Here is a 21013-nt window from a genome sequence, read left to right as displayed (position 1 = left end):
CGCATATCTTTATCTCAACGGATCGAAACAACCTGAGAGGCAAGAACAATGAGCACCAACTCGCAGACCGCCACCACCCCCGCCGCCGCCCTCGCGCCCGTCTGGCGGGATGTGCTCGCCGCCTCCTACGGCGCGCTCACCACCGCGGTCGCCGGTGTCGGCGCCGACCAGTGGCAGCTGATCACCCCGTGCTCGGAGTGGACCGTCACCCAGGTCGTGCAGCACGCCGCCGCCGACCAGCTGGCCTACGCCCTGTCCCTCGGCATCGGCGCGGGCCCGGCCTACGACCCGTTCTCGCCCTCCGGCACCGTCGACGGCGCTCCGGCCGAATTGGTCGCCGCCGCAGTCGAAGAGACCGCCGCCGCCTGGTCCACCGTCACCGACGCGGCCGACACCGTCCCCACCCCGCTGCCGCACGGCGCGCTGCCGACCCCGGTCGCCGCCGTCATGTGCGCCCTCGACGCGGCGGTGCACGCCTGGGATATCGCCATCGCGACCGGGCAGCCGTCCCCGCTGACCGAGGAGCTGGCCGGTCATCTGCTCACCGCCGCAACGGGTCTGGTGGAACCGCTGCGCCAGTGGGGCGCCTACGCGGCGGTCGTCGAATCCGATTCCGCGAGCGCCACTCCCGTGGCCGATGAGCTGCTCGGTTACCTGGGCCGCGACCCGCGCGCCTGAACCGCCGCGATAAATCGGCCACTCGGTGCCAAGCTGGGTGCGTGCATGAACTCGGTCTTGCGGGTGCGGCCCGGTCGGCAGGGGGCTGATGAAGGCGATCCCTGTCGTGCGGATTGTCGCCGCACTCTTCGCGCTGCTGGTCGTTCTCGCCGCGGCCACCGCCGCCGCCCCGGTCTCCGCACCGGGGTGGCAGGCGGTGTGGGCGACCGGAACGCAGCGGCCGGGCGACAACAGCTTCGTGCCCAACTGGTCGATGGCCGGATTCGGGAATCAATCGGTGCGCCAGGTGATTCGGGTCAGCGACGGGGGAACCCAGCTCCGCCTGCGACTGTCGAACCAGTTCGGCACGAAACCCCTGCAGGTGACCGGGGCGACCGTCGCGCGCAGTGCGGGCGGGGCCGCGGTGCATCCGGACAGCCTGCGGCAGTTGCTGATCGGTTCCGAGGCGGCGTTCCGGATCCCGCCGGGGACCACGGCGGTCACCGATCCGATCACCATGCCGGTCGATCCGCTGGAGTTGCTCACGGTGACGCTCTTCTTCGCCGATCCGACCGGTCCCGGGACGTATCACGCACAGGTGCTGGGCACCTCGTACCTCGCCTGGGGCGACCATCGATCCGACACCGCCCCAACGGCATTCACCGTGACCTCCTCGTCCTACTACTACCTGGCGGCGGTGGAGACCCAGCAGCTGCGGCCGCGCCCCTCGGGGGTGGCCCTGCTGGGCGACTCCCTGACCGAAGGTGTCGGCTCCACCATGGACGCGCACCACACCTACCCGGAGGTGCTCGCCGAAAGTCTTGTCGCACAGGGAAAACCGCGTCCGATACTCAATCTCGGCATCGGCGGCAACTGTGTGACCGCCGATTCGCAGTGGATGGGGGAGAGCGCGATATCCCGCTTCCGCCGCGACGTCCTCGACCAGCCGGGCGTCGGCGCGGTGGTGGTGCTGGAGGGCATCAACGACATCTGGCTCGGCGGCGGGAATCTGGCGACCGGAGGTCCGGGCCCCGGTGTCTCCGCCGAGCAATTGATCGCGGGCTATAGGTCCCTGATCGCGCTTGCCCGCGCGGCGGGCATTCGGGTCATCGGCGCGACCATTCCGCCCGCCGCGGGTTCCACCTTCGGAGACGGTGATCGGGTCCGCTACGACGACCGCGAGGGCGTCCGCAAGGCCGTGAACGACTGGATTCGCACCTCGGGCGAATACGACGCCGTGGTGGATTCGGCTGCCGTGCTCGCCGATCCGGCCGATCCCGAGCGGCTCGCCCCCGCCTTCGACAGCGGCGACCATCTGCACCTGCGAGATGCCGGATATGTGGCCCTGGCGGCGGCCGTCGCCGCGGTGCTCGACTGACCCGCGCGGGCGCGAACGGCCCGAACTGTCCGGCCCGAGTCCGTTCCGTCGGAAGTGCGCAGGTAGAGTCTTGTTCTCGTGAGTCTCACCCTCGGAATCGTCGGCCTGCCCAACGTCGGAAAATCGACGCTGTTCAATGCGTTGACCCGCAACGACGTGCTGGCGGCGAACTACCCCTTCGCCACCATCGAGCCGAACACCGGCGTCGTTTCGCTGCCCGATCCGCGGCTGGCCAAGCTCGCCGAGATCTTCCACTCCGAGCGCCAGCTCCCCGCCGTTGTGTCCTTCGTCGACATCGCCGGCATTGTGAAGGGCGCCTCCGAGGGTGCGGGCCTGGGCAATAAGTTCCTCGCCAATATTCGTGAGGCCGACGCCATCTGTCAGGTGGTGCGCGTCTTCGCCGACGACGATGTGATCCACGTCGACGGCAAGGTCGATCCGCTCGCCGATATCGAGGTCATCGAGACCGAGTTGATCCTCGCCGATATGCAGACCCTGGAGAAGGCGGTCGTCCGCCTCGACAAGGAAGCGCGCGTCAAGAAGGACCGCAAGCCGGTCGCCGACGCCGCCAAGCAGGCGCAGGAGATCCTCAATGCGGGCCGCACCCTGTTCGCGGCGCGCAAGGAACTCGATGTCGAGCTGCTGAAGGAACTTTCGCTGCTCACCATCAAGCCCTTCCTCTACGTTTTCAATGCCGATGAGGCGATCCTCACCGACGAGGCCAAGAAGGCCGAGCTCGCGGCCGCCGTCGCCCCCGCCGACGCCGTCTTCCTGGACGCCAAGGTCGAATCCGAGCTCATCGAGCTCGACGAGGAATCCGCCGTCGAGCTGCTGGAATCCATCGGCCAGACCGAGCCGGGCCTGCATTCGCTGGCCCGCGCCGGTTTCCACACCCTCGGCCTGCAGACCTACCTCACCGCCGGCCCGAAAGAGTCGCGCGCCTGGACCATCCACCAGGGCGATACCGCCCCCAAGGCGGCCGGCGTCATCCACACCGACTTCGAGCGCGGCTTCATCAAGGCCGAAATCGTCGCCTTCGACGACCTCGTCGCGGCCGGCTCCATGGCCGCCGCCAAATCCGCCGGCAAGGTCCGGATGGAGGGCAAGGACTACGTCATGGCCGATGGCGACGTGGTCGAGTTCCGATTCAACGTCTAGATCGTTACCTGATCTGACGAACCCGCCTACGCGGCACGACATCCCGTAGGCGCGACACGCGTGGCGGCGAAGTAAATTTGCGCGCCGCCTGCCTTGTTGTGCGCCCGTGTTCCGCTATCGTTCATCGCACTGTTCGATGCTGCTACTGGCGCGCCTAGGCTGATTCGTCGTTTCCGGAGCACACGGCCGGTGCGGCACTGTCTGAGCGAGCCCCCGACCGTATCCGAAAGATCGAGGGAACGTGCCTGTACCCCTTTCTCTGAACGGCCGTCTGGTACGGCTGGAACCCCTTGCACCGCACCATGCTTCGGGTATATCGGAAGCAGCAGCGGGCAATCGGGACGATTTCGCGTTCACGCCTGTCCCACACGGTGTGGACGAGGCGCTGGACTATGTGGCGCAAGCGCTATCCGGGCATGCCGCCGGAACCTCGCTCGCCTTCGCCATCATCGCCGTCGCCAGTGGCCGGATACTGGGTTCGACCCGGTTCACCCGATTCGACTACTGGCAGGGGCCGATGGTGTGGCCGCTGGTGCACGGATCGCCGCCGGGGGATGCCCTGATGGCAGTGCCGGACGCGGCCGAGATAGGCAATACCTGGTTGTCGCCGGAGGCGCGTGGCACCGGCATCAATCTGGAGTCCAAGATGCTGCTGCTGCAGCATGCCTTCGAGACCTGGCGGGTGCGGCGCATCACCTTCCGGGCGGATGTGCGAAATCACCGCTCGCGCTTGGCAATCGAGAGACTCGGCGCCACCAGCGACGGGGTCAGACGGGCGCATTCGCGCGGTCTGGACGGTGAGGTCCGCAGTACGGCCTTCTACTCGATCCTGGAGGACGAGTGGCCGACTGTCCGGGCCACCATCGAGGGGCAGTTCAGCGCGCTTCCGGTGCGCAATCGGCTCATCGACGCCTGATCGATCGTTTCCGGCGGCGCCGACGGGTGTCGGCGCCGCCGGAAAAGTACCGGACCGGTCGGAAACCGACCAGTCCGGTTAACTCTGGGCGACTATACTTCTCGGCGTTGCGGTCCCTCTTTCTCGAAGGAGAAACGCATGCCCGACCCCATGACCACCAAGGTCTATCTCTCGGACAGGCTGTCCGGTTCTCCCGCGCTCACCCTGTTCCTCGTTCCCGATCCGCGCGTCCACGGCGGCAGCATGCTGCATCTGCTCGAGCAGACGCCGCTCACCGGCCGCATTCCCCGCCGCAATGCCGTCCTCGTGGACTGGCTGCAGGTGCATTGCTCGCCCGCCGTCCGCACCCGATTCCGGGCCTTCGGGCCCGGTGTGCACGATCCGGGCCGGGCGCGCGCGGTACTGCACGATCACTTCATCGCCGATCCCGCCCCGATGGGCCTGGATATCGACGATCCCGCGGAAATGCTGCGGCTGGCGCTGCTACCCGAACACGATCTCGGGGTGCGGCGCATCGATGACTTCCACGATCGGGCCGTGCGCACCGCCATGCTCGCCGTCTACCGGCATTTCGGGGTGGATCGGCGCATTCCGCTCGTCTATCACGGATTCGCCGAACCCGAGGACGGCTGGTTCGAAGAGCCGGCCGCGCAGGCCTGAGCCCGGCTCAGTGGAACGGCACCACGGTCAGCAGTGACCAGGGCCGGCGCGGAGCCTGGAAGTGGAAGGTCTGCACATGCAGCCGGATCTCGGCCCGCGTCTCCGGCTCGTGCATGAGCAGCGTCCGCTCGCGCTGCTCGTCCGGGGCGGCCTCGTTCTGCCACAGCCGATCCCATTCCGGTGCGCGCCGGCACAGATTGAGAATCTCCTCACGCCGCTCCGGGCTGATCAGGTCCGGCGCCATGGTCCGGAAGGTGGAGACCATGATCTGCGCCTCCGCCTCCCAGTCGCCGAGCCGGTAGCGGGACATGGGTTCGAGCATGATGGCGGTCAGCAGGTTCGCGCCGGGTCCGGTGCCCGGGAAGATCTGATCGAAGGCGCTGTTCGCGGCCACCACGTCATAGGCGCCGTCATGCAGGCACGCCGGATACGGGAGGCTGTGCAGCACCGCGAGATCGGCGGGCGGAAGCCGGGAGGGGTCGGACACCCTAGGCAGTGTGCGGTACAACTCTTCGGATCCACTTCGTATCGAGTTAAGCCGGATCACAAGACTGGGTGTTACCGCAGAATTTCTGCCATATTGGACACTCGGTTTGTTTTATTTCGTAGTGGGTATTGGGGGTGGCTCGGCTCGATGGCGGTCACGCGAATCGGTGTGCTGGGTCCATTGCACATCAGCATCGACGACCAGCGGGTGCCGCCAGGGGCGCCCATGCAGTGCGCGGTGCTGGGCAGGCTGGTCGCGGCGGGTGGCCGGGTGGTGCCCACCGACCGGCTCATCGACGATCTCTGGAGCGGCGATCCGCCCACCAAAGCCGTTGCCGCCCTGCAGGTCTATATCCACAATCTGCGCCGGGTCTTCGAACCCGACCGGCCGCGGCGCGGGCAGTCGCGCATCATCGTCTCCGAATCCCACGGCTACGCACTGAATCTGGAACCGGAGCAGGTGGATTCGTGGCACTTCGAACAGCTGCTGCACGGACATGAATCGGCCATGCGCGATCCGGCCGGACGGCCGGATCCGCGCGAGCAGGTCCGCGTTCTGGACGCGGCGCTGGGCTGCTGGCACGGCGGAGCCTTCGAATCCTTCGCGGGAATGACCTGGGCCGCACAGGAAACCGCCCGCCTCGCCGCGCTGCGGCTGACCGCCGCCGAACTGCGGGCGCAGGCCGCGCTGGAAATGAACCGGCCCGCCGAGGTGGTGCTGGCGCTGCGGCCCATCTTCGAGGAGTTTCCGGGGCGCGAAGAATGCGCGCGACTACTGGCGCTCGCGCAGTACCGGCTCGGGCAATCGCTGGACGCGCTGGCCACGGTGCGGCACAGTCGCGAATTCCTCACCCTGGAGTTCGGCGTGGATCCCGGTCCGGGACTGCGTGATCTGGAGACCGCCATCCTCACGCACTCGGTGGAAACCGATGCGCCGGCGCCCCCGATCACGGTGCGGGCGACCGAACCGGATGCAAGGCTGCCGCAGGATCCGATGCGGGACAGCGGATATGCCCAGCAGCGGGCCGGACTGCTGGCCGCCGCCGAATCGGCCGCCGCCGGACAGGTGCGGCTGGTCTGGCTCTCCGGTGAGGCCGGAGCGGGCAAGACCACCCTCGCCGCCACCATTGTCACGCAGCTGGCCGGGCAATCCTGGACCACCGTCTTCGGGCGCTGTCCCGAGGTGGAGGGCGCACCGCCCGCCTGGGCCTGGTCCGAGGTGCTCACCGGGCTCGATGCCGCCGATCCCGAAAGCTATACCGCCGCCGATGCTTTCACGCTGGCGCGGCGGGTGGTGCGGTCCTGCCGGGAACGCGCGGCCACCGGACCCGTCGCCATTGTGCTCGAGGATGTGCACGGCGCGGATACCGCGACCCTGCAGGTGCTGCGGCAGGTGGTGAACTGGCTGCGGGACCGGCCCATTCTCATCGTGGCCACCCTGCGCGGCACCGAAGCCGGTCCGGGAGTGCGGGATACCGCCGCGGCGCTGGCGCTGTTCACCGCCGATCGCATCGAACTCGACGGCCTCGATCTGGCCGGGACGCGGCGGGCCGCGGTCGCCGCGGGGCTCACCACCCTGGACGACCGCACCGTGGAACTGCTGCGCCGCCGCACCGGCGGCAATCCGCTGTTCGTCCGCGAGCTCGCGAAACTTGTTGCCGGACAGGGCAGCACCGACGGCCTGCCGGACAGCGTGCGCGATCTGCTCGGCCGTCGCATCGCGCAACTGCCGGACGAGGTGACCGAACTGCTCCGGCACATGTCGGTCTGGGGCGAGCACAGCGACGTCAATACCCTCGCCGCCTCCGCCGGTCACACTCCCGACACCGTCATCGACCTGATCGCCGGCGCCGAATCGGCCCGCCTGCTGCGCACCGAACGCAGCGGCCGCATCGCCTTCGACCACGCCCTGGTCCGCGAAACCGTCTACTACGACATCCCGGTCCTGCGCCGCGCCCGAATGCACTGGGCCGCCTTCGAACTCCTCTGTTCGCACACCCCCACCCCACCCGCCGTCACCGCCATAGACGCCCTCGCTCACTCGGCGGCCGTGTCGAAAGCAATCGCGGCACCTTCGGTCGATGGGGATGATCCGCAGGCGGTTTCCGGAGTAGCGCCTGGTAGGGGAGGCCTGCCGATCGACGGTCGTGCCCGCTCGGCGGCGGTGCCGAAGGTCATCGCTGTGCCTTCCGGTGACGGGGATGATCCGCGGGCCGATTCCGGGGCGGTGCCCGGCAGGCGAGGGCCGTCGATCGATGGCCGCGCGGATTCGGCGACGATCGCGGCGTCCGTCTCCGGCAATGCTTTTGCCGGTTCGCCGGGCGAATCGGGTGATCGCGGGTCGGTGTCGGGGGATGTGATCGAGGCGCTTGCCGATGTCGTGGGAATATCGGGCGGGCGTGGGTTCTCGCCCGGGGATGTGGTCGAGGCGTTCGCGGGTGTGGTGGGCGAATCGGCTGAGGGGTCGGCTCCCTCGGAGTCGTTGTCCAGCAACGTCATCGAGGCGCTGAATGCCGCGCTGGAGACACCGGGGGAGGGCGATGCTGCGCGAATAGCGCTGTCCGGCAATGCTATTTATGCCGGTGCGGCCGGTAGTTCGCGACCGGCGGCCGCTCGTACGGCGATCGATGCGCTCGTTCATGCGTCGCCCGCGGCCGCGCAGGCGTCGCCGGTGGCGGATATCGACGCGCTCGCCCACCATGCCTCGCTCGGGGCGAATGCCGAAACTGCCGCGCGTGCACTGGTATTCGTGCGGGCGGCGGCGCGGCGATGTGTTGAGCGGCGGATGCGGGCCGATGCGGTGCGGCGGTGGCGTTCGGTGCTGGCGCTGCACGATATGGCGGGCCATGGCGCGGACACGGCCGCTCGGGGCGATCGGGTGGCGCTGCTGGAGGCGCGCTGTGAGCTGGTGACGGCGCTCGCCTACGACGGGCAGCACATCGCCGCTCGCGCTGCCCGGGAGCAGGCACTGGATCTTGCCGAATCACTCGGTGGCACAGAGTTTCTGGCCCGTGCCGCGACGTGCTGGCCGACACCGCTGATCTGGTCGGTGCACGATTGGCATACGCCGGATCCCCGGATCCGGGAACCGCTGCGCAGTGCGCTGGCGGATCCGCACCTGCCGGTGTCCACACGCATTCGCGTCCAGGTCAATACGGTTTTCGACCGGGCGCTCGACGATCTGGCGGCCACCGGTGCCGCCGCCGCGGCGGCCAGTGCGCTGGCCGCGCCCAGCGCCGATCCGGAACTGCTCTGCACGGTGCTGAACGCGCAGGCGTTCGCGGCCTTCGCGCGCAAGGGATTTCTGCGCGCCGACGATCTCAAACGCCATGCGACCCGCATGCTGCGCATCGCGACCGATGCCGAGCTCACCGAGTTCCGCGCGCTCGCGCACTATCTGCTCTTCCGCGCCACCCTCGCCGATGCCGACCTGGTCGCCGCCGCCGAACATGCCCGCAGTGCGGGCGAATACGCCACCGACGGCCAGCTCCGGCATCTGCTCGACGCCCTCGCACCCTTCGATATGGTGCTGGAACTCTTGCGCGGCAATACCGAAGGCGTGGCGCTCATGCTCGCCGTCGAACCGGCGGCCGCCGACGAGATCGTGGCGCATTCGGCCGAGGGTGCGGCCGAACCGTCCCGTGAGCCCAATGCCCTGCACATCGGCATTGCCATCTCACTGGCGTGGGCGCGCGACGACATGTCCGAGTTCGTCGACGAGCTACGTGAGCGGGCGGCGATCAAACCCGAGCTGTTCGTCTACGGTTACGCGCTCGCCCTGCTGCACTCCGGCCGGGAGGAGGAGGCCCGGAGCGTGCTCCGCGAATCTCCGCCGCTGGCCCCGCAGTTCTGGACCACCTTCACCTCGGTGCGGGCCCGCCTGGCCGTCGGCCTCGCGGACCGGGACTGGGCGCACGAGCTGTACGACCAGTTGCTGCCGTACGCGGGCACGATCGCCGGCCTGGAGAGCGGCGCCACCGTGCTGGGACCGATGGATCTCACCCTGGCCGCACTGGCCGAATTCCTCGGCGACCCGGAACGTGCTGCCGCACACCGCACGGCCGCGGCCCGGCTCCGCGAGCGCATCGCCCTGGACCTCGCCCTGCTCGACGAACGTGATGCCCCCACCCGGGCTCCGGTGCGCACCCACCAGGTCCGCGAGGTCTCGCTGAGCCAGTCCTGCCGCGTCCCCGGCCCCTCCGAATGACCCGCAGCTGAAACGCCTTGGGCGTCACCATCTCGGAACCCTGTGGCATCGGCGAACCGGACGGTTATCGGTGCCGCAGTCGGGTGGCTCCCGCTGATTGCCGTGCGGCCCGGCTCGGTGGGTTGCCGACCCGCGCTCATTGCGGCACCACCCGCGGTCGGCGCCTGCGGCGCGCGGACGGGGGCGGCGTGCGGATTTCGTGGAGATCCTGTGGAGATGGGAACCGGTGATCATCGCGGGACGTCGAATACGTAGTGGCCGAATACCGGCCGGGATGCTGGGGAGGATCCGTATGACGTTGCACGGCGAAGAAGCGCTGCACGAGGAAGACGAGGGGCAGGGCGGACGCGAGCGGCAGGGCGGACGCGAGGAGCAGGGCGGACGAGAGGGTCGCAGCGGCCGGGGGAGGGTGCGGTGGCTGGTTCTGGTCGTGGTGCTCGCGGTGCTGGCGACCGGCGGTGTGGTGGGAGTCCGCTGGTGGCAAGCACATTCGAACGACCGCGCGCTGGCGGGACAGCGGCTACAGGAATTCCCGGCGATCGACCGCACCGGTCTCGACGACTTCCAGCTGCGTGTCCTGGATGTGGCGAAGCGCGAATACGGGCAGCAGCACGATGGCACGACTTACTCCGAAGGCATCAGGGAGGCGTGGTGCGCGGACTTCGTGAGCTGGGTGATGCGGGACGCCGGGCAGCCGCTGGAGAATCCGAATTCCGGGTCCTGGCGAATTCCGGGCGTCGCCACCCTGGAGCAGTTCTACCGCGAACAGCACCGTTTCCAGGAGCCGGGATATCAGCCACATCCGGGTGATGTGGTGATGTACGCGCCCGGAAGTGTGTTCGGCCAGCACACGAATATTGTGATCGCCGCTGTGGCAGGCACGCTGACCACGGTGGGAGGCAATGAATTCGGCCGAATCAGCATTCATCGATTCCGCCCGGCCGACGTACCCGGCGTGGTCGGGTACGGCATATTGGGAACATAGCAGTTCCACATTATTGAAAAGCTGGCGCGGGAGGGTGGGACTTGCTGGTACTTCCGCCTACCATGGTTCTCGGTGGCGCCCGGCAGCGTCGCCGATTGATCCCTGCCCTGCTGCCCCCTCATCGGCAGGGCAGGGATCCCCGCCCGACGAAAGTAGCTGGATGACGCCGTCCGACGAACCGATGTGGATCGATTACGCCGAATTCGGCGAACGTTTCGTAGCGGCGGCGGTAACGGAATCCCGGATCGAAGCGGCGGTTTCCGGTATCGCCGGTCGCGGTATCACCATCGGCCCGTTCTCCATCGGGCCCGCCGGTCTGGCGCGCTTCGTAGCCAAGGGCAGCGTCGGGAAACCCACCGTCATTCGCCGCGGCCCGCACGTGCACTTCGATGTGGCGCTGCCGGTGAAACTCCGGGTGGACGTCACCCTCGGCGGCCAGCGGCTGCGCCTGGAGGCGGTGGTCGACATCGATCTGAAGCTGCACGCCCGCACCGCGGATCCACTGCTCATCGTCATCGATATTCCGCCGGTCACCAGCCGCGATGTCAGTTTCGTCATGCGTGCGCAGGCCATCGGCGCGGCCTGGGAACTGCTGCTGGACCCCATTGCCAAGCTGGTGCAGCGTGAGGTCGCCAATCGGATCAACGGCATTCTCGACGATCCGGATGCGCAGCGCGGCCGCACCTTCGATGTGGAAGCCATCCTCAACAGCAGTAGATCGCCGTATCGCGGCCGGCCGACCCACGAATGGATCGGCTACGACGAATTCGGGCATCGTTTCTTCGAGCGCATCGTGACCGTCGACCGGGTGCGGGAGGTGGTCGAATCGCTGGCGGGCAAACCCATCGAGGTCGGCCCGCTGCGCACCGGGCCGGGCAACAAGGCGCAGGTGACCGTGCACGGCACGGTGCGACTACCCAGGGTCGTGGCGTCGACGCATCTCGCCGCGGCCCCGAAACCCGAGCCCGTCATCGCCGAATTGCCCAGTCTCGCAGAGCTTTCGGAGCCGGAGCCGGTCGGCGCCGACACCAAGGATCTGGTGACCTTCGATCTGATGATCCCGGTGAGCCTCGACATCACCGTGGATGTGCTGCAGGCCAATCGCTATCGCGCCGAGGTGCAGGTGCCCGTGGCCCTCACCGCTCGTGCCGCCGATCCGCTGCTGATCATTATCGACGCCGCGCCGCCCGCCGCCGAGGACATCGAACTCGAGTTCAAGGCGAAGGGCCTGCGGGCCGCCGCGCTCGGCAAGCTCGCAGGTATTCGCAAACAGGTCGCCATCCAGGTGGCCTCCGTGGTGCGCGCCGAGGTGGCGGATGTTTCCCGCCGCACCATCGATGTGACGGCGCGTCTCGACGGCACTCGCGTCTGATCGATCCCGGGTCGATCGATCCGGGGCGCTATTGATGAAAATCCTGTTCGTCCGTTTTAGGACTTGTGGGATTAGTGGTGCTTATGGGCCCTGTGAGCCTGGAGATTCCCCTGTGAATATGGTGGAATGAGGGCGCGTTCAGGGCTCCCGGCGCGCAGATGATCTTCGGACCATCGGGGAAGGTGCGCCGGGCACGCCGCAATAGTTCTACCGGTCACGGGCAATTTTTCGGTTTTGCACCGTGATCGGCATGTTCGATCAGCGAGTGTGCGAAGGAGTTCCGCGATGCGTTCTATCCATGTCAACCGCCGGGCTTTCCTACTCGGGGGTGCGGTTATCGCCACCGGTATTTCCGCCGGATTGACACTGCCCGCCCCCAATGCCGCTGCCCGGCAACAAATCGGCACCCTGCTCGACTATGCGGGCGGAGTGCCCGATGCCGGCGCCATCAGTGCCGACGGGCATATCGGTGTGATCCGGTACGTCTCCGATCGCCGGCCCGGCGCGGAGTGGATGGCCGGAAAGCCTTTGCTGGCGCGCGAAGTCGACGCGCTGTCCGCGGCCGGACTCTCGGTCGTGTCCTGCTACCAGTTCGGCAAGGGGCCCACCGCCGATTGGCGCGGCGGCCTGGCGGCCGGAATCCAGCACGCCACCCGCGGGCTGGTGCTGCACAAGGCGGCGGGTGGTCCCGATACCGCCCCGATCTACGCCTCCATCGACGATAACCCCAGCGATGAGGATTTCGACAATCTCATCGAGCCGTACCTGCGCGGCTGGGAAACCGTCCTCGGGCACGAGCGGACCGGTGTGTACGCGAACTCGCCGACCATCGACTCCATCCGCGGCGCGGGCCTGGGTTCCTACTTCTGGCAGCACAATTGGGGCTCGCCGAAGGGGTACGTGCACCCTGACGCACACCTGCACCAGTTCGAGATCGACAAGCGCTCGGTGAGCGGCATCGGGGTGGACGTGAACGCGGTGCTCGCGCCGCAGTACGGGCAGTGGTGGTAGTTCCCGGCTAGGTCTGGCAGTGGCAGGTGGGATCGTCGCGCAGGTCCGGCTCGTCCGGTACCACGCGCAGCGTGAGGTGCCGGTCCCGGATCTCGTCGTCGTCGCCCTGGGAGAAGGCCTGGCGGTCGCCCTGCCAGGAGAACAGCGACCAGCGCGACAGTCCGGAGAATGCCGAGCCGATACTTCCGAAGGATGCGGACGAGATCAGGGATCCGAACGATCCCGCCGATCCGATCGACAGCACCGATCCCACACTGCCGATGGACAGGATCGAATACGCCGATCCAATGGACAGGATCGATCCTTCCGAACGAATCGACAGGATCGATCGGCGCGATTTCAGACTCCCCATGGGAGCGTTCACAGCGGCCATATCTAGCGGTCTACCACACCGACCGGTCCTCGGAAATGATTTCGCCCCTGTTCCGGACCGCTGATAGCGGAATGGAACAGGGGCGGAATTCTCGGTTGTCAGACGGTGAAGAATCCGACCGTCGGCAGGAACGAGCAGCTGATCGGCTGGGTTTCCGGATCGGCCTGGGTGGTCAGCGAACCGGAGACCACGGCGACAACACGACCGGCGCCGGTATTGACGATGGCCGACAGCGTGGCCGGTCCACCCGGATTGATCTTGGCCTCGTCGGTCAGGTTCTGCACGCCGCTCTGACGGGTGTCCAGATTCAGCCACTGCACGGTCATCGGCGGATTCTGAATCTCGCTGGGGCTCTTGGTACCCAGCGCGGTGAAGACGAATCCGGCCTGACCGGCGGCGGGTCCGGGCGGGGGCAGCGTGGCCGGGCCGGGCACGGCGAGCGCGGTGCCCACCGAGTCGGCGCCGGAGCCGATGCAGCCCTTACCGATTGTCGGCCACAGGAACTGGGCGATGACCGGACCGTCCTTCGGCAGGTCGGGGCCGCCACCGCCACTGCCGTCGAGGAAGGTGATGATCGAGTTCAGCGTGGTCTTGATCTGCGGCGGCAGGTTCAGACCGGCCAGAATCTGCTTGGCCTGATCGAGGATCGCGGTCTGCGGACCGGGCGCCGCGATATCGGCCGGACCGGTGGCCGCTCCGATGATGGCCGGGATCAGCGAGGCCAGTGCGTCGACCGAAACCCCTTCCGGGACCATCGGAATCGTCGCGGTGGTCTGCTGCGGGGCCGGTGCGGGTTTGGCGAACGCGGTGTTCGGCACGGCAACAGTGGCGCAGGCCGCCAGGGCCAGCGCTGACATTGCGAATCGCGATCCTCGGGTGCGAAGCACTGGTGTAGCCGTCCTTACCTTCGGGTACATCTAGCGGCGATGGAGACATCGCTCCGCGCCACTCTAGGGACCGTGCTGCCCGGTTGTACAGCCACGGTGTGATCTTGCTGTCCGCTATCCGGCAACGCTATCGAACGTCCGACCAGTATTTGTGTTACTGGTGGGGTCAGTGATGCGAATGTTACAGCAGAGGGTGTGCGTTTCCCGGCACATTTTCTTCTGGGACTACTCTTGTCGTCGCCCGCACGCCCACCGGTGAAGCCCGACCGGAAATCCTGCCGCCCGAGCTGAAAGTCTGTGCCGTGAATCGACACTTCCGCCTGGCCGTTGCGGCACTGGTGCTTTCGGTGCTGGCCCGTCTGGCCTGGGTGCTGCTGCTCCCGAACGGGATGAATTTCGTCGACCTGCATGTCTACATGGACGGGTCGGCCGGCCTCGGCAGCGGCAATCTGTACGACTACACCGACGCCAGCAAAACCCCGGACTTCCCGCTGCCCTTCACCTATCCGCCGTTCGCCGCGCTGGTGTTCTATCCGCTGCACTTCCTGCCGTTCACGCTGGTGGCCCTGGCGTGGCTGCTGCTGACCATGGTGGCGCTGTACGGCGTGGTGTGGATCGCGCTGGAATTGATCCTCGGGAAAGAGGCGCTGCGCGAACAGCATTGGCGCACCGCGGCGGTCGCGTGGACCGCGGTCGGCCTGTGGCTGGAACCGGTGCGGACCACGCTCGACTACGGCCAGGTCAATGTGTTCCTGGTACTGCTCGCCATGCTCGCGGTCCGCAGTACCCGCTGGTGGGTCTCGGGAACGCTGATCGGCGTCGCGGCCGGGGTGAAACTGACGCCCGCTGTCACCGGGCTGTACTTCGTGACGCAGCGGCGCTGGCTCACGGCGGTGTGGTCGGCGATCGTTTTCGCCGGGACCGTCGCCCTGACCTTCGCGATCTCGCCCGGCGAGACCCGGAAGTACTTCGGTGAACTGCTCGGCGACGCCACCCGGATCGGCCCGGTCGCCACGGCGTCGAACCAATCACTGCGCGGATCGCTCAGCCGCATCCTCGGTCACGATGTGCAGACCGGGCCGCTGTGGATCGCGGCCGTCCTGGTGACCGCTGTGCTCGCGGTGCTGGCCTGGCGGGCGCTGGGCTCCGGCGACCGCCTGGGCACGCTCATCATCGTGCAGTTCTTCGGCCTGCTGGCCTCGCCGATTTCCTGGTCACACCATTGGATCTGGTTGATTCCGGCCGTGCTGTGGCTCTGCTACGGCCCGCTGCGCGCGGCGGCCGGCGCGCGCATCCTGGCCGGATACTGGTTGGTGGTCACGCTGATCGGGGTGCCCTGGGTGCTCATGTTCTTCCAGCCCACCATCTGGACCATCTCCCGGCCGGGCATCCTGTCCTGGCTCGGCACGGTGTACACGGCCGGTGTGCTGGTGTTCTACCTCTGGGTGATTCGGGTCGGCCGGATCAGCCCTGCAGATGCAGTCGATCGATCTCGTGCGCAAGAGCCACATCCAGCGCGGTGAGGCCATTCGCGTCATGGGTGGAGAGCGTGAAAGTGACTCGCCGCCAACGGATATCGATATCCGGGTGATGGTTCGCGGCTTCGGCGGCGACGGCCACGCGGCGCACCAGTTCGATACCGGCGAGGAACGAGGCGGCCTCGACCGTGCGGGCGATGGCGTCCCCGGTGCGGGTCCAGCCGGGCAGATCGGTGAGGGCTTTGGTGATCTCTTCTTCGGACAGCGGCGCGGGGGTCATGATTCCGGTGTACTCCCGGTTGCGCTGCCGCGCTCGGGTTTCAGGCCGCGCGGGCGGCTTTGAGACCCTTCTTGAGCTCCTTGCCGCAGCATCCCGCGGCCTCGAGCTTCTTCATGCGCATGATGACGACAGGGCATTTCACACACCGCGTCTTCTTGCGGCAGCATTTCTTCTTCGGCTTCAGACGTGAAACGTCCTTCGCCTTCACCTTGCCCATGTTGGTTAGCTTAACCTAAGTCGGGCGGGTTAAACGTGTGACTTCGGCGAACGGTAATGTATAGCTCGCCGCATGCCCGGTGGAATCTCGAGTTTCCCCATGCATGACCCGCCGGGTCGGGCCAACCCTTTGCACCAGGAGGAATCTAACGTGTCGTCTGTCGAGTTCCGTAACGTCGCCATTGTGGCGCACGTCGACCACGGCAAGACAACACTGGTCGACGCCATGCTGCGTCAGTCCGGCGTGTTTGCCGAACGCGCCGAGCTGGTCGACCGGGTGATGGACTCCGGTGATCTGGAGCGCGAGAAGGGCATCACCATTCTCGCCAAGAACACCGCGGTGCACAGGCATAACGCCGATGGTTCGCTCACTGTCATCAATGTGATCGACACCCCCGGCCACGCCGACTTCGGTGGCGAGGTCGAGCGCGGTCTGTCCATGGTCGACGGTGTTGTGCTGCTGGTGGACGCGTCCGAGGGCCCGCTGCCGCAGACCCGCTTCGTCCTGCGCAAGGCGCTCGCCGCCTCGCTGCCGGTGATCCTGGTGGTCAACAAGACCGACCGCCCCGACGCCCGTATCGAAGAGGTCGTCGAGGAGAGCCACGACCTGCTGCTGGACCTGGCCTCCGATCTGGACGACGAGGCCTCCGAGGCCGCCGAGCTGGCGCTGGACCTGCCGGTCGTCTACGCCTCCGGCCGTGAGGGCAAGGCCTCCACCACCCGCCCCGAGAACGGCCAGGCCCCCGGCGTGGACAACCTCGACGAGCTGTTCGACGTGCTCATGAAGCACGTCCCGGCCCCCAAGGGCGATAAGGACGCGGCGCTGCAGGCGCACGTGACCAACCTCGACGCCTCCCCGTTCCTCGGCCGTATCGGCCTGGTCCGCATCTACAGCGGCACCCTGCGCAAGGGTGCGAACGTGGCGTGGATGACCCCCGAGGGCACCAAGACCGTCAAGATCACCGAGCTGCTGCAGACCATCGGCGTCGAGCGCAAGCCCGGCGAGGAGGCCATCGCGGGCGATATCGTCGCCATCGCGGGCATCCCGGACATCATGATCGGCGACACCCTCGCCGATGTGGACAACCCGGTTGCGTTGCCGCGCATCACCGTTGACGAGCCGGCCATCTCGGTGACCATCGGCACGAACACCTCGCCGCTGGTCGGCAGAGTGTCGGGCCACAAGCTCACCGCCCGTCAGGTGAAGGCGCGCCTGGACCAGGAACTGGTCGGCAATGTCTCGCTGCGCGTGCTCGACATCGGCCGCCCGGACGCCTGGGAGGTGCAGGGTCGTGGTGAGCTCGCGCTGGCCATCCTGGTCGAGCAGATGCGCCGCGAAGGCTTCGAGCTGACCGTCGGCAAGCCGCAGGTGGTCACCAAGACCGTCGACGGCAAGGTGCACGAGCCCTTCGAAGAGCTGACCGTGGACTGCCCGGACGAGTACCTGGGCGCCGTCACGCAGCTGCTGGCCGCCCGCAAGGGCAAGATGGTCCAGATGAGCAACCACTCCGCCGGTTGGGTGCGGATGGAGTTCATCGTCCCGTCGCGCGGCCTGATCGGTTTCCGCACCGACTTCCTGACCGACACCCGCGGCACCGGTATCGCCAATGCCGTGTTCGACGGTTACGCGCCGTGGGCCGGCGAGATCCGCGCCCGCCACACCGGTTCGCTGGTGTCCGACCGCGCCGGTTCGGTCACCCCGTTCGCCATGATCCAGCTGTCCGACCGCGGCCAGTTCTTCGTGGAGCCGGGCGCCGACACCTACGAGGGCATGGTCGTGGGCATCAACCCGCGCGCCGAGGACCTCGACATCAATGTCACCCGTGAGAAGAAGCTGACCAATATGCGGTCCGCCACGGCTGATGTGTTCGAGACCCTGGCCAAGCCGCTGCACCTGGATCTGGAAGCGGCCATGGAGTTCTGCACCGACGACGAGTGCGTCGAGGTGACCCCGGAGGTCGTCCGAGTCCGCAAGGTCGTCCTCGGCGCCACCGAGCGTGGCCGCGAGCTGTCTCGCAAGAAGGCCCGCGACCGCGGCGCGCAGTAATATCTGCCTCCGCTTCGCTCCGGCGGGTTCGCGGCCCTGTTACCCCGTTCTTCCCTCCCTCCGCCCGCCGCTTCGCGGCATCGCTCCGCTCAGTCCAGAACGGGGCGGGCCGCGAACTTGGGGCGGGGGGATTTTGGGCGTTCGGGGGAGGGCCAGATCTCTGGTGGGGTCGGTGGACAGGTGGGGAGTAGTGGGTCCAGTAGAGTGCCGAACGTGAAGACGGGGCCCCGGGTGCGCGCATCGTTGCGGGCGGTGTTGGTGATGGTTGCGACGCTGCTGGCGGTCGCGACCGGATGCACCGCGAATCCGCCTCCGCCCATCGAGAGCACCGACAGTCCGAAGACGCAGCCTGCCAAGCCGGGGAGCAATTCCGTGGTGGTGGCGGTGGATGACATCGGCATCGGGTTCAATCCGCATCTGCGCTCGCAGCAGTCGCCGGCGGCGGCCGCGGTGTCGTCGATGGTGCTGCCGAGTCCCTTCCGGCCGGCGCCCACCCCGGCGGTGCCGGGCGGTACCGACTGGGTGCTGGATCCGGCGCTCATGGTGTCCGCGGACGTCACCTCGCAGGAACCGTTCACCATCACCTATCAGATCAAGAACGAGGCGTCCTGGTCCGACGGCGCCCCCATCGCGGCGGAGGACTTCAAATACCTCTGGCAGCAGATGATCACGCAGCCCGGTGTGGTGGATCCCGCTGGCTACCGGCTCATTTCGGATATCAGCTCCTCGGCGGGCGGTAAGACCGTCACCGTCACCATGCGTGAGGAGTACCCGGCCTGGCGGCAGCTGTTCGCGGATCTGCTGCCGCAGCATCTGGTCAAGGATTCCGGGTTCGAGCAGGGCCTGATGGACACCATCCGGGTGTCCGGCGCGCAGTTCCGCATCAAGCAGGCCGATCGTGGTCGCGAGGAGATTCTGCTCGAACGCAATGACCGGTACTGGGGCAAGCCCGCGGTGCCGGATCAGATTCTGTTGCGGCGCGGTGGAACTCCCGCGCAGGTGGCCGAATCACTGCGGGTCGGGGATGCGCAGATGGCGCTCGTGCACGGCGGGGTCGCGCTGCAATCGCAGCTGGCGGCCATACCGTCGGTGCGGACGGCCGTAATGGCGCAGTCCCGGGAAATGCAGCTGGTGCTCAACGGCCGCGTCGGGGATCTGGCCGATATCCGGGTGCGGCGGGCCGTGCTCGGCCTGCTGGATCCGGTGCTGCTGGCCACCGTCGGCGCGCAGACCGGCAGCTGGGTGGAGCCGGTGCGCGCGCAGGTGCTGGCGCCGTCGGATCCCGGTTATGTGCCGACCTCGCCGCCGCGGCTCAATACCGACGAGGTGTTCGGGCTGCTGAACGAGGCCGGATATGGCCGCGCGCCCGAGACTCCCGCCACCCAGTCGCCGACTTCGCCTGCGCCGCAACCGCGTCCGATCGCCAAGAACGGTAAGACGCTGACGATTCGGATCGGCGCGGTGGAGGGCGACGATTCCACGCTCGCGGTCGCCAATACCGCCGCCGACCAATTGCGCAGTGCCGGAATCGATGTCAATGTGCGCAGCATCGCGGCCGCGCAGTTGTACGGCAAGGACGATACCGACCCCGGTGTCGACGCCATTGTGGGCTGGGAGCGGGCGGGCGCCGATCCGGCGACCGTGCTGGCCTCGCGCTACGGCTGCCCGCCGGTGGTGGCGCCCGATGCCCCCGGCAGTGATACCGCCGTCGCGGACGCGGCGAAGAAGTCGCCGTCGAATCTGTCCGGTGTCTGCGATCCCACGCTGCAACCCGGTATCGACGCCGCCCTGCGCGGTATCGATGTCGGCAAGGTGATCGGGGATTCGGAGCCGAAGCTGTGGGATCTGGCGACCGTGCTGCCCATTGTGCAGGACACCCAGGTGGCGGCGGCCGGACCGCGCGTGGACGGGGCCTCGCTCAGCGGCGCCATCCAGATCGGCATCTTCGCTGACGCCGCGAACTGGCATCGGCTGCCGTGACCGCCCCCGAAACCGGTGGGCTGCTGCTGGTGCACGCCCATCCCGATGACGAATCCATCACCACCGGCGGCACCATCGCGCACTATCGGCGGCGCGGTGTGCCGGTCACCGTGGTGACCTGCACCCTCGGCGAGGAGGGTGAGGTCATCGGGGAGCAGTGGGCGCAGCTGGTCGCCGATCAGGCCGATCAGCTCGGCGGCTATCGCATTCTCGAATTGACCAGGGCCCTGGCCGCATTGGATGCGGCGCCGCCGCGACTGCTGGGCGGCGCGGGCCGCTGGCGGGACTCCGGTATGGCCGGGACGCCGTCGGCCCGGAACCCGCGGGCCTTCGTGAACTCCGGCGATGCGGCGGTGCAGGAGCTGGTGCGGGTCATTCTCCAGCTGCGCCCGAGCGTGGTGGTCGGGTACGACCCGCACGGCGGTTACGGACACCCGGACCATATTCGCGCGCACGAAATCACCATGGCCGCAGTCGATTCGGCGGTGGAGCTGGGGTGGGAGGTGCCGAAGGTCTACTGGACCGTCACCGACAGCGCCAGCCTCGCCATGCACACCGAAGCCCTGAAGCGCCGCACCGTGGATCAGTTGCCCGGTGCGCTGCCGCGCGGCTGGCGACTGCCGCACGATGGCGAATTGGCTTGTGTGCCACACGAATCCGTCACCACCACGGTGGATATCGCGGATTCCCTGGCGGCCAAGCGCGCCGCCCTGCGCGCACACGCCACCCAGGTGACGGTGGCGCCGTCCGGTCGCGAGTTCGCCCTGTCGAACGATATCGCCCAGCCGGTGTTGCCGGAGGAGCACTACATCCTGGTCCGCGGGCAGCGCGGCCAGGCCGGCGCGGACGGCCGGGAGCACGACCTGTTCGCCGGATTGACCGACACGTATGTTTCCCAGTCGGCCGGGATGAGACACTGACC

At 67.8% G+C, this 21013-nt stretch carries 18 protein-coding genes; 13 read left to right on the top strand and 5 right to left on the bottom strand.

Annotated elements, in window-relative coordinates; all coding sequences use genetic code 11:
• Nucleotides 1-48: 48 nt before the first annotated feature.
• From OG326_RS38345 to OG326_RS38325, 5 genes are all read left to right on the top strand, one after another.
• Nucleotides 49-678 carry a TIGR03086 family metal-binding protein gene (locus OG326_RS38345; RefSeq protein ID WP_327141995.1) on the top strand — a complete coding sequence of 210 codons (630 nt, stop codon included), beginning with the start codon at nt 49-51 and terminating at the stop codon, nt 676-678.
• An 88-nt stretch (nt 679-766) separates the two neighbouring features.
• Nucleotides 767-2035, top strand: a complete 1269-nt coding sequence (locus tag OG326_RS38340) for an SGNH/GDSL hydrolase family protein (RefSeq protein ID WP_327141994.1) — start codon at nt 767-769, stop codon at nt 2033-2035.
• 78 nt (nt 2036-2113) lie between these two features.
• A complete protein-coding gene (gene ychF / locus OG326_RS38335; RefSeq protein WP_327141993.1) occupies nt 2114-3193 on the top strand; it encodes a redox-regulated ATPase YchF in 1080 nt (359 codons plus the stop codon).
• 241 nt (nt 3194-3434) lie between these two features.
• Nucleotides 3435-4109, top strand: a complete 675-nt coding sequence (locus OG326_RS38330) for a GNAT family N-acetyltransferase (RefSeq protein WP_327141992.1) — start codon at nt 3435-3437, stop codon at nt 4107-4109.
• Nucleotides 4110-4247: 138 nt separating this feature from the next.
• Complete coding sequence (locus OG326_RS38325) at nt 4248-4769, top strand: hypothetical protein (protein ID WP_327141991.1); 522 nt, start codon at nt 4248-4250, stop codon at nt 4767-4769.
• Between the two features lie 7 nt (nt 4770-4776).
• Here OG326_RS38325 and OG326_RS38320 read toward each other — a convergent pair whose 3' ends face one another.
• Nucleotides 4777-5256: an MmyB family transcriptional regulator gene (locus OG326_RS38320; protein WP_327141990.1), complete on the bottom strand. Its 480-nt coding sequence runs from the start codon at nt 5254-5256 to the stop codon at nt 4777-4779.
• 147 nt (nt 5257-5403) lie between these two features.
• Between OG326_RS38320 and OG326_RS38315 the strand changes: the two genes are divergently transcribed.
• The 4 genes from OG326_RS38315 to OG326_RS38300 all read left to right on the top strand — a co-directional run bounded on the left by OG326_RS38315 (nt 5404) and on the right by OG326_RS38300 (nt 12830).
• A complete protein-coding gene (locus tag OG326_RS38315) occupies nt 5404-9462 on the top strand; it encodes a BTAD domain-containing putative transcriptional regulator (RefSeq protein WP_327141989.1) in 4059 nt (1352 codons plus the stop codon).
• Nucleotides 9463-9754: 292 nt separating this feature from the next.
• Nucleotides 9755-10447: a CHAP domain-containing protein gene (locus tag OG326_RS38310; protein WP_327141988.1), complete on the top strand. Its 693-nt coding sequence runs from the start codon at nt 9755-9757 to the stop codon at nt 10445-10447.
• A 160-nt stretch (nt 10448-10607) separates the two neighbouring features.
• Nucleotides 10608-11819 carry a hypothetical protein gene (locus tag OG326_RS38305; protein ID WP_327141987.1) on the top strand — a complete coding sequence of 404 codons (1212 nt, stop codon included), beginning with the start codon at nt 10608-10610 and terminating at the stop codon, nt 11817-11819.
• A 285-nt stretch (nt 11820-12104) separates the two neighbouring features.
• Nucleotides 12105-12830 (top strand): DUF1906 domain-containing protein, encoded by a 726-nt coding sequence (locus tag OG326_RS38300; RefSeq protein WP_327141986.1) that lies wholly within the window; start codon nt 12105-12107, stop codon nt 12828-12830.
• Nucleotides 12831-12837: 7 nt separating this feature from the next.
• Here OG326_RS38300 and OG326_RS38295 read toward each other — a convergent pair whose 3' ends face one another.
• Together OG326_RS38295 and OG326_RS38290 are read right to left on the bottom strand one after the other, a co-directional pair.
• Nucleotides 12838-13203 (bottom strand): hypothetical protein, encoded by a 366-nt coding sequence (locus OG326_RS38295; RefSeq protein ID WP_327141985.1) that lies wholly within the window; start codon nt 13201-13203, stop codon nt 12838-12840.
• A gap of 98 nt (nt 13204-13301) precedes the next feature.
• Nucleotides 13302-14060 (bottom strand): Rv1157c family protein, encoded by a 759-nt coding sequence (locus tag OG326_RS38290; protein WP_327141984.1) that lies wholly within the window; start codon nt 14058-14060, stop codon nt 13302-13304.
• Nucleotides 14061-14365: 305 nt separating this feature from the next.
• Here OG326_RS38290 and OG326_RS38285 point away from each other — a divergent pair, with 305 nt between their 5' ends.
• Entirely contained in the window at nt 14366-15613 is a 1248-nt protein-coding gene (locus OG326_RS38285; protein ID WP_442791091.1) for a mannosyltransferase, read from the top strand.
• Here the strand turns inward: OG326_RS38285 and OG326_RS38280 are convergent.
• Both OG326_RS38280 and OG326_RS38275 read right to left on the bottom strand, forming a co-directional pair.
• Entirely contained in the window at nt 15555-15848 is a 294-nt protein-coding gene (locus OG326_RS38280; protein WP_327141982.1) for a 4a-hydroxytetrahydrobiopterin dehydratase, read from the bottom strand. The two genes, OG326_RS38285 and OG326_RS38280, sit on opposite strands and share 59 nt — an antisense overlap.
• A gap of 40 nt (nt 15849-15888) precedes the next feature.
• On the bottom strand, nt 15889-16065 hold the full coding sequence (locus OG326_RS38275; protein ID WP_327141981.1) for a hypothetical protein: 177 nt from the start codon (nt 16063-16065) through the stop codon (nt 15889-15891).
• A 150-nt stretch (nt 16066-16215) separates the two neighbouring features.
• On the opposite strand from OG326_RS38275, the gene typA reads away from it, so the two are divergent.
• The 3 genes from typA (at nt 16216) to mshB (ending at nt 21011) form a co-directional block, all read left to right on the top strand.
• Nucleotides 16216-18111: a translational GTPase TypA gene (gene typA, locus OG326_RS38270; protein WP_327141980.1), complete on the top strand. Its 1896-nt coding sequence runs from the start codon at nt 16216-16218 to the stop codon at nt 18109-18111.
• A 261-nt stretch (nt 18112-18372) separates the two neighbouring features.
• Nucleotides 18373-20091, top strand: a complete 1719-nt coding sequence (locus OG326_RS38265) for an ABC transporter family substrate-binding protein (protein ID WP_327146717.1) — start codon at nt 18373-18375, stop codon at nt 20089-20091.
• Nucleotides 20088-21011, top strand: coding sequence for an N-acetyl-1-D-myo-inositol-2-amino-2-deoxy-alpha-D-glucopyranoside deacetylase (mshB, locus tag OG326_RS38260; RefSeq protein ID WP_327141979.1), 924 nt, complete (start codon nt 20088-20090; stop codon nt 21009-21011). The genes OG326_RS38265 and mshB overlap by 4 nt, the downstream gene beginning before the upstream one ends.
• Nucleotides 21012-21013: the final 2 nt, after the last annotated feature.

Origin of the sequence: Nocardia sp. NBC_01327 (genome assembly GCF_035958815.1) — a bacterium.
Classification (GTDB): domain Bacteria; phylum Actinomycetota; class Actinomycetes; order Mycobacteriales; family Mycobacteriaceae; genus Nocardia.
This window is presented reverse-complemented; position numbering and strand designations above follow the sequence as displayed.

Bases quoted from the DNA above. Each gene is read 5' to 3' on its own strand.
- OG326_RS38345 (WP_327141995.1), top strand. From the start codon at position 49: ATGAGCACCAACTCGCAGACCGCCACCACCCCCGCCGCCGCCCTCGCG.
- OG326_RS38340 (WP_327141994.1), top strand. From the start codon at position 767: ATGAAGGCGATCCCTGTCGTGCGGATTGTCGCCGCACTCTTCGCGCTG.
- OG326_RS38325 (WP_327141991.1), top strand. From the start codon at position 4,248: ATGCCCGACCCCATGACCACCAAGGTCTATCTCTCGGACAGGCTGTCC.
- OG326_RS38315 (WP_327141989.1), top strand. From the start codon at position 5,404: ATGGCGGTCACGCGAATCGGTGTGCTGGGTCCATTGCACATCAGCATC.
- OG326_RS38310 (WP_327141988.1), top strand. From the start codon at position 9,755: ATGACGTTGCACGGCGAAGAAGCGCTGCACGAGGAAGACGAGGGGCAG.
- OG326_RS38305 (WP_327141987.1), top strand. From the start codon at position 10,608: ATGACGCCGTCCGACGAACCGATGTGGATCGATTACGCCGAATTCGGC.
- OG326_RS38300 (WP_327141986.1), top strand. From the start codon at position 12,105: ATGCGTTCTATCCATGTCAACCGCCGGGCTTTCCTACTCGGGGGTGCG.
- OG326_RS38295 (WP_327141985.1), bottom strand. From the start codon at position 13,203: ATGGCCGCTGTGAACGCTCCCATGGGGAGTCTGAAATCGCGCCGATCG.
- OG326_RS38290 (WP_327141984.1), bottom strand. From the start codon at position 14,060: ATGTCAGCGCTGGCCCTGGCGGCCTGCGCCACTGTTGCCGTGCCGAAC.
- OG326_RS38280 (WP_327141982.1), bottom strand. From the start codon at position 15,848: ATGACCCCCGCGCCGCTGTCCGAAGAAGAGATCACCAAAGCCCTCACC.
- OG326_RS38275 (WP_327141981.1), bottom strand. From the start codon at position 16,065: ATGGGCAAGGTGAAGGCGAAGGACGTTTCACGTCTGAAGCCGAAGAAG.
- OG326_RS38265 (WP_327146717.1), top strand. From the start codon at position 18,373: ATGGTTGCGACGCTGCTGGCGGTCGCGACCGGATGCACCGCGAATCCG.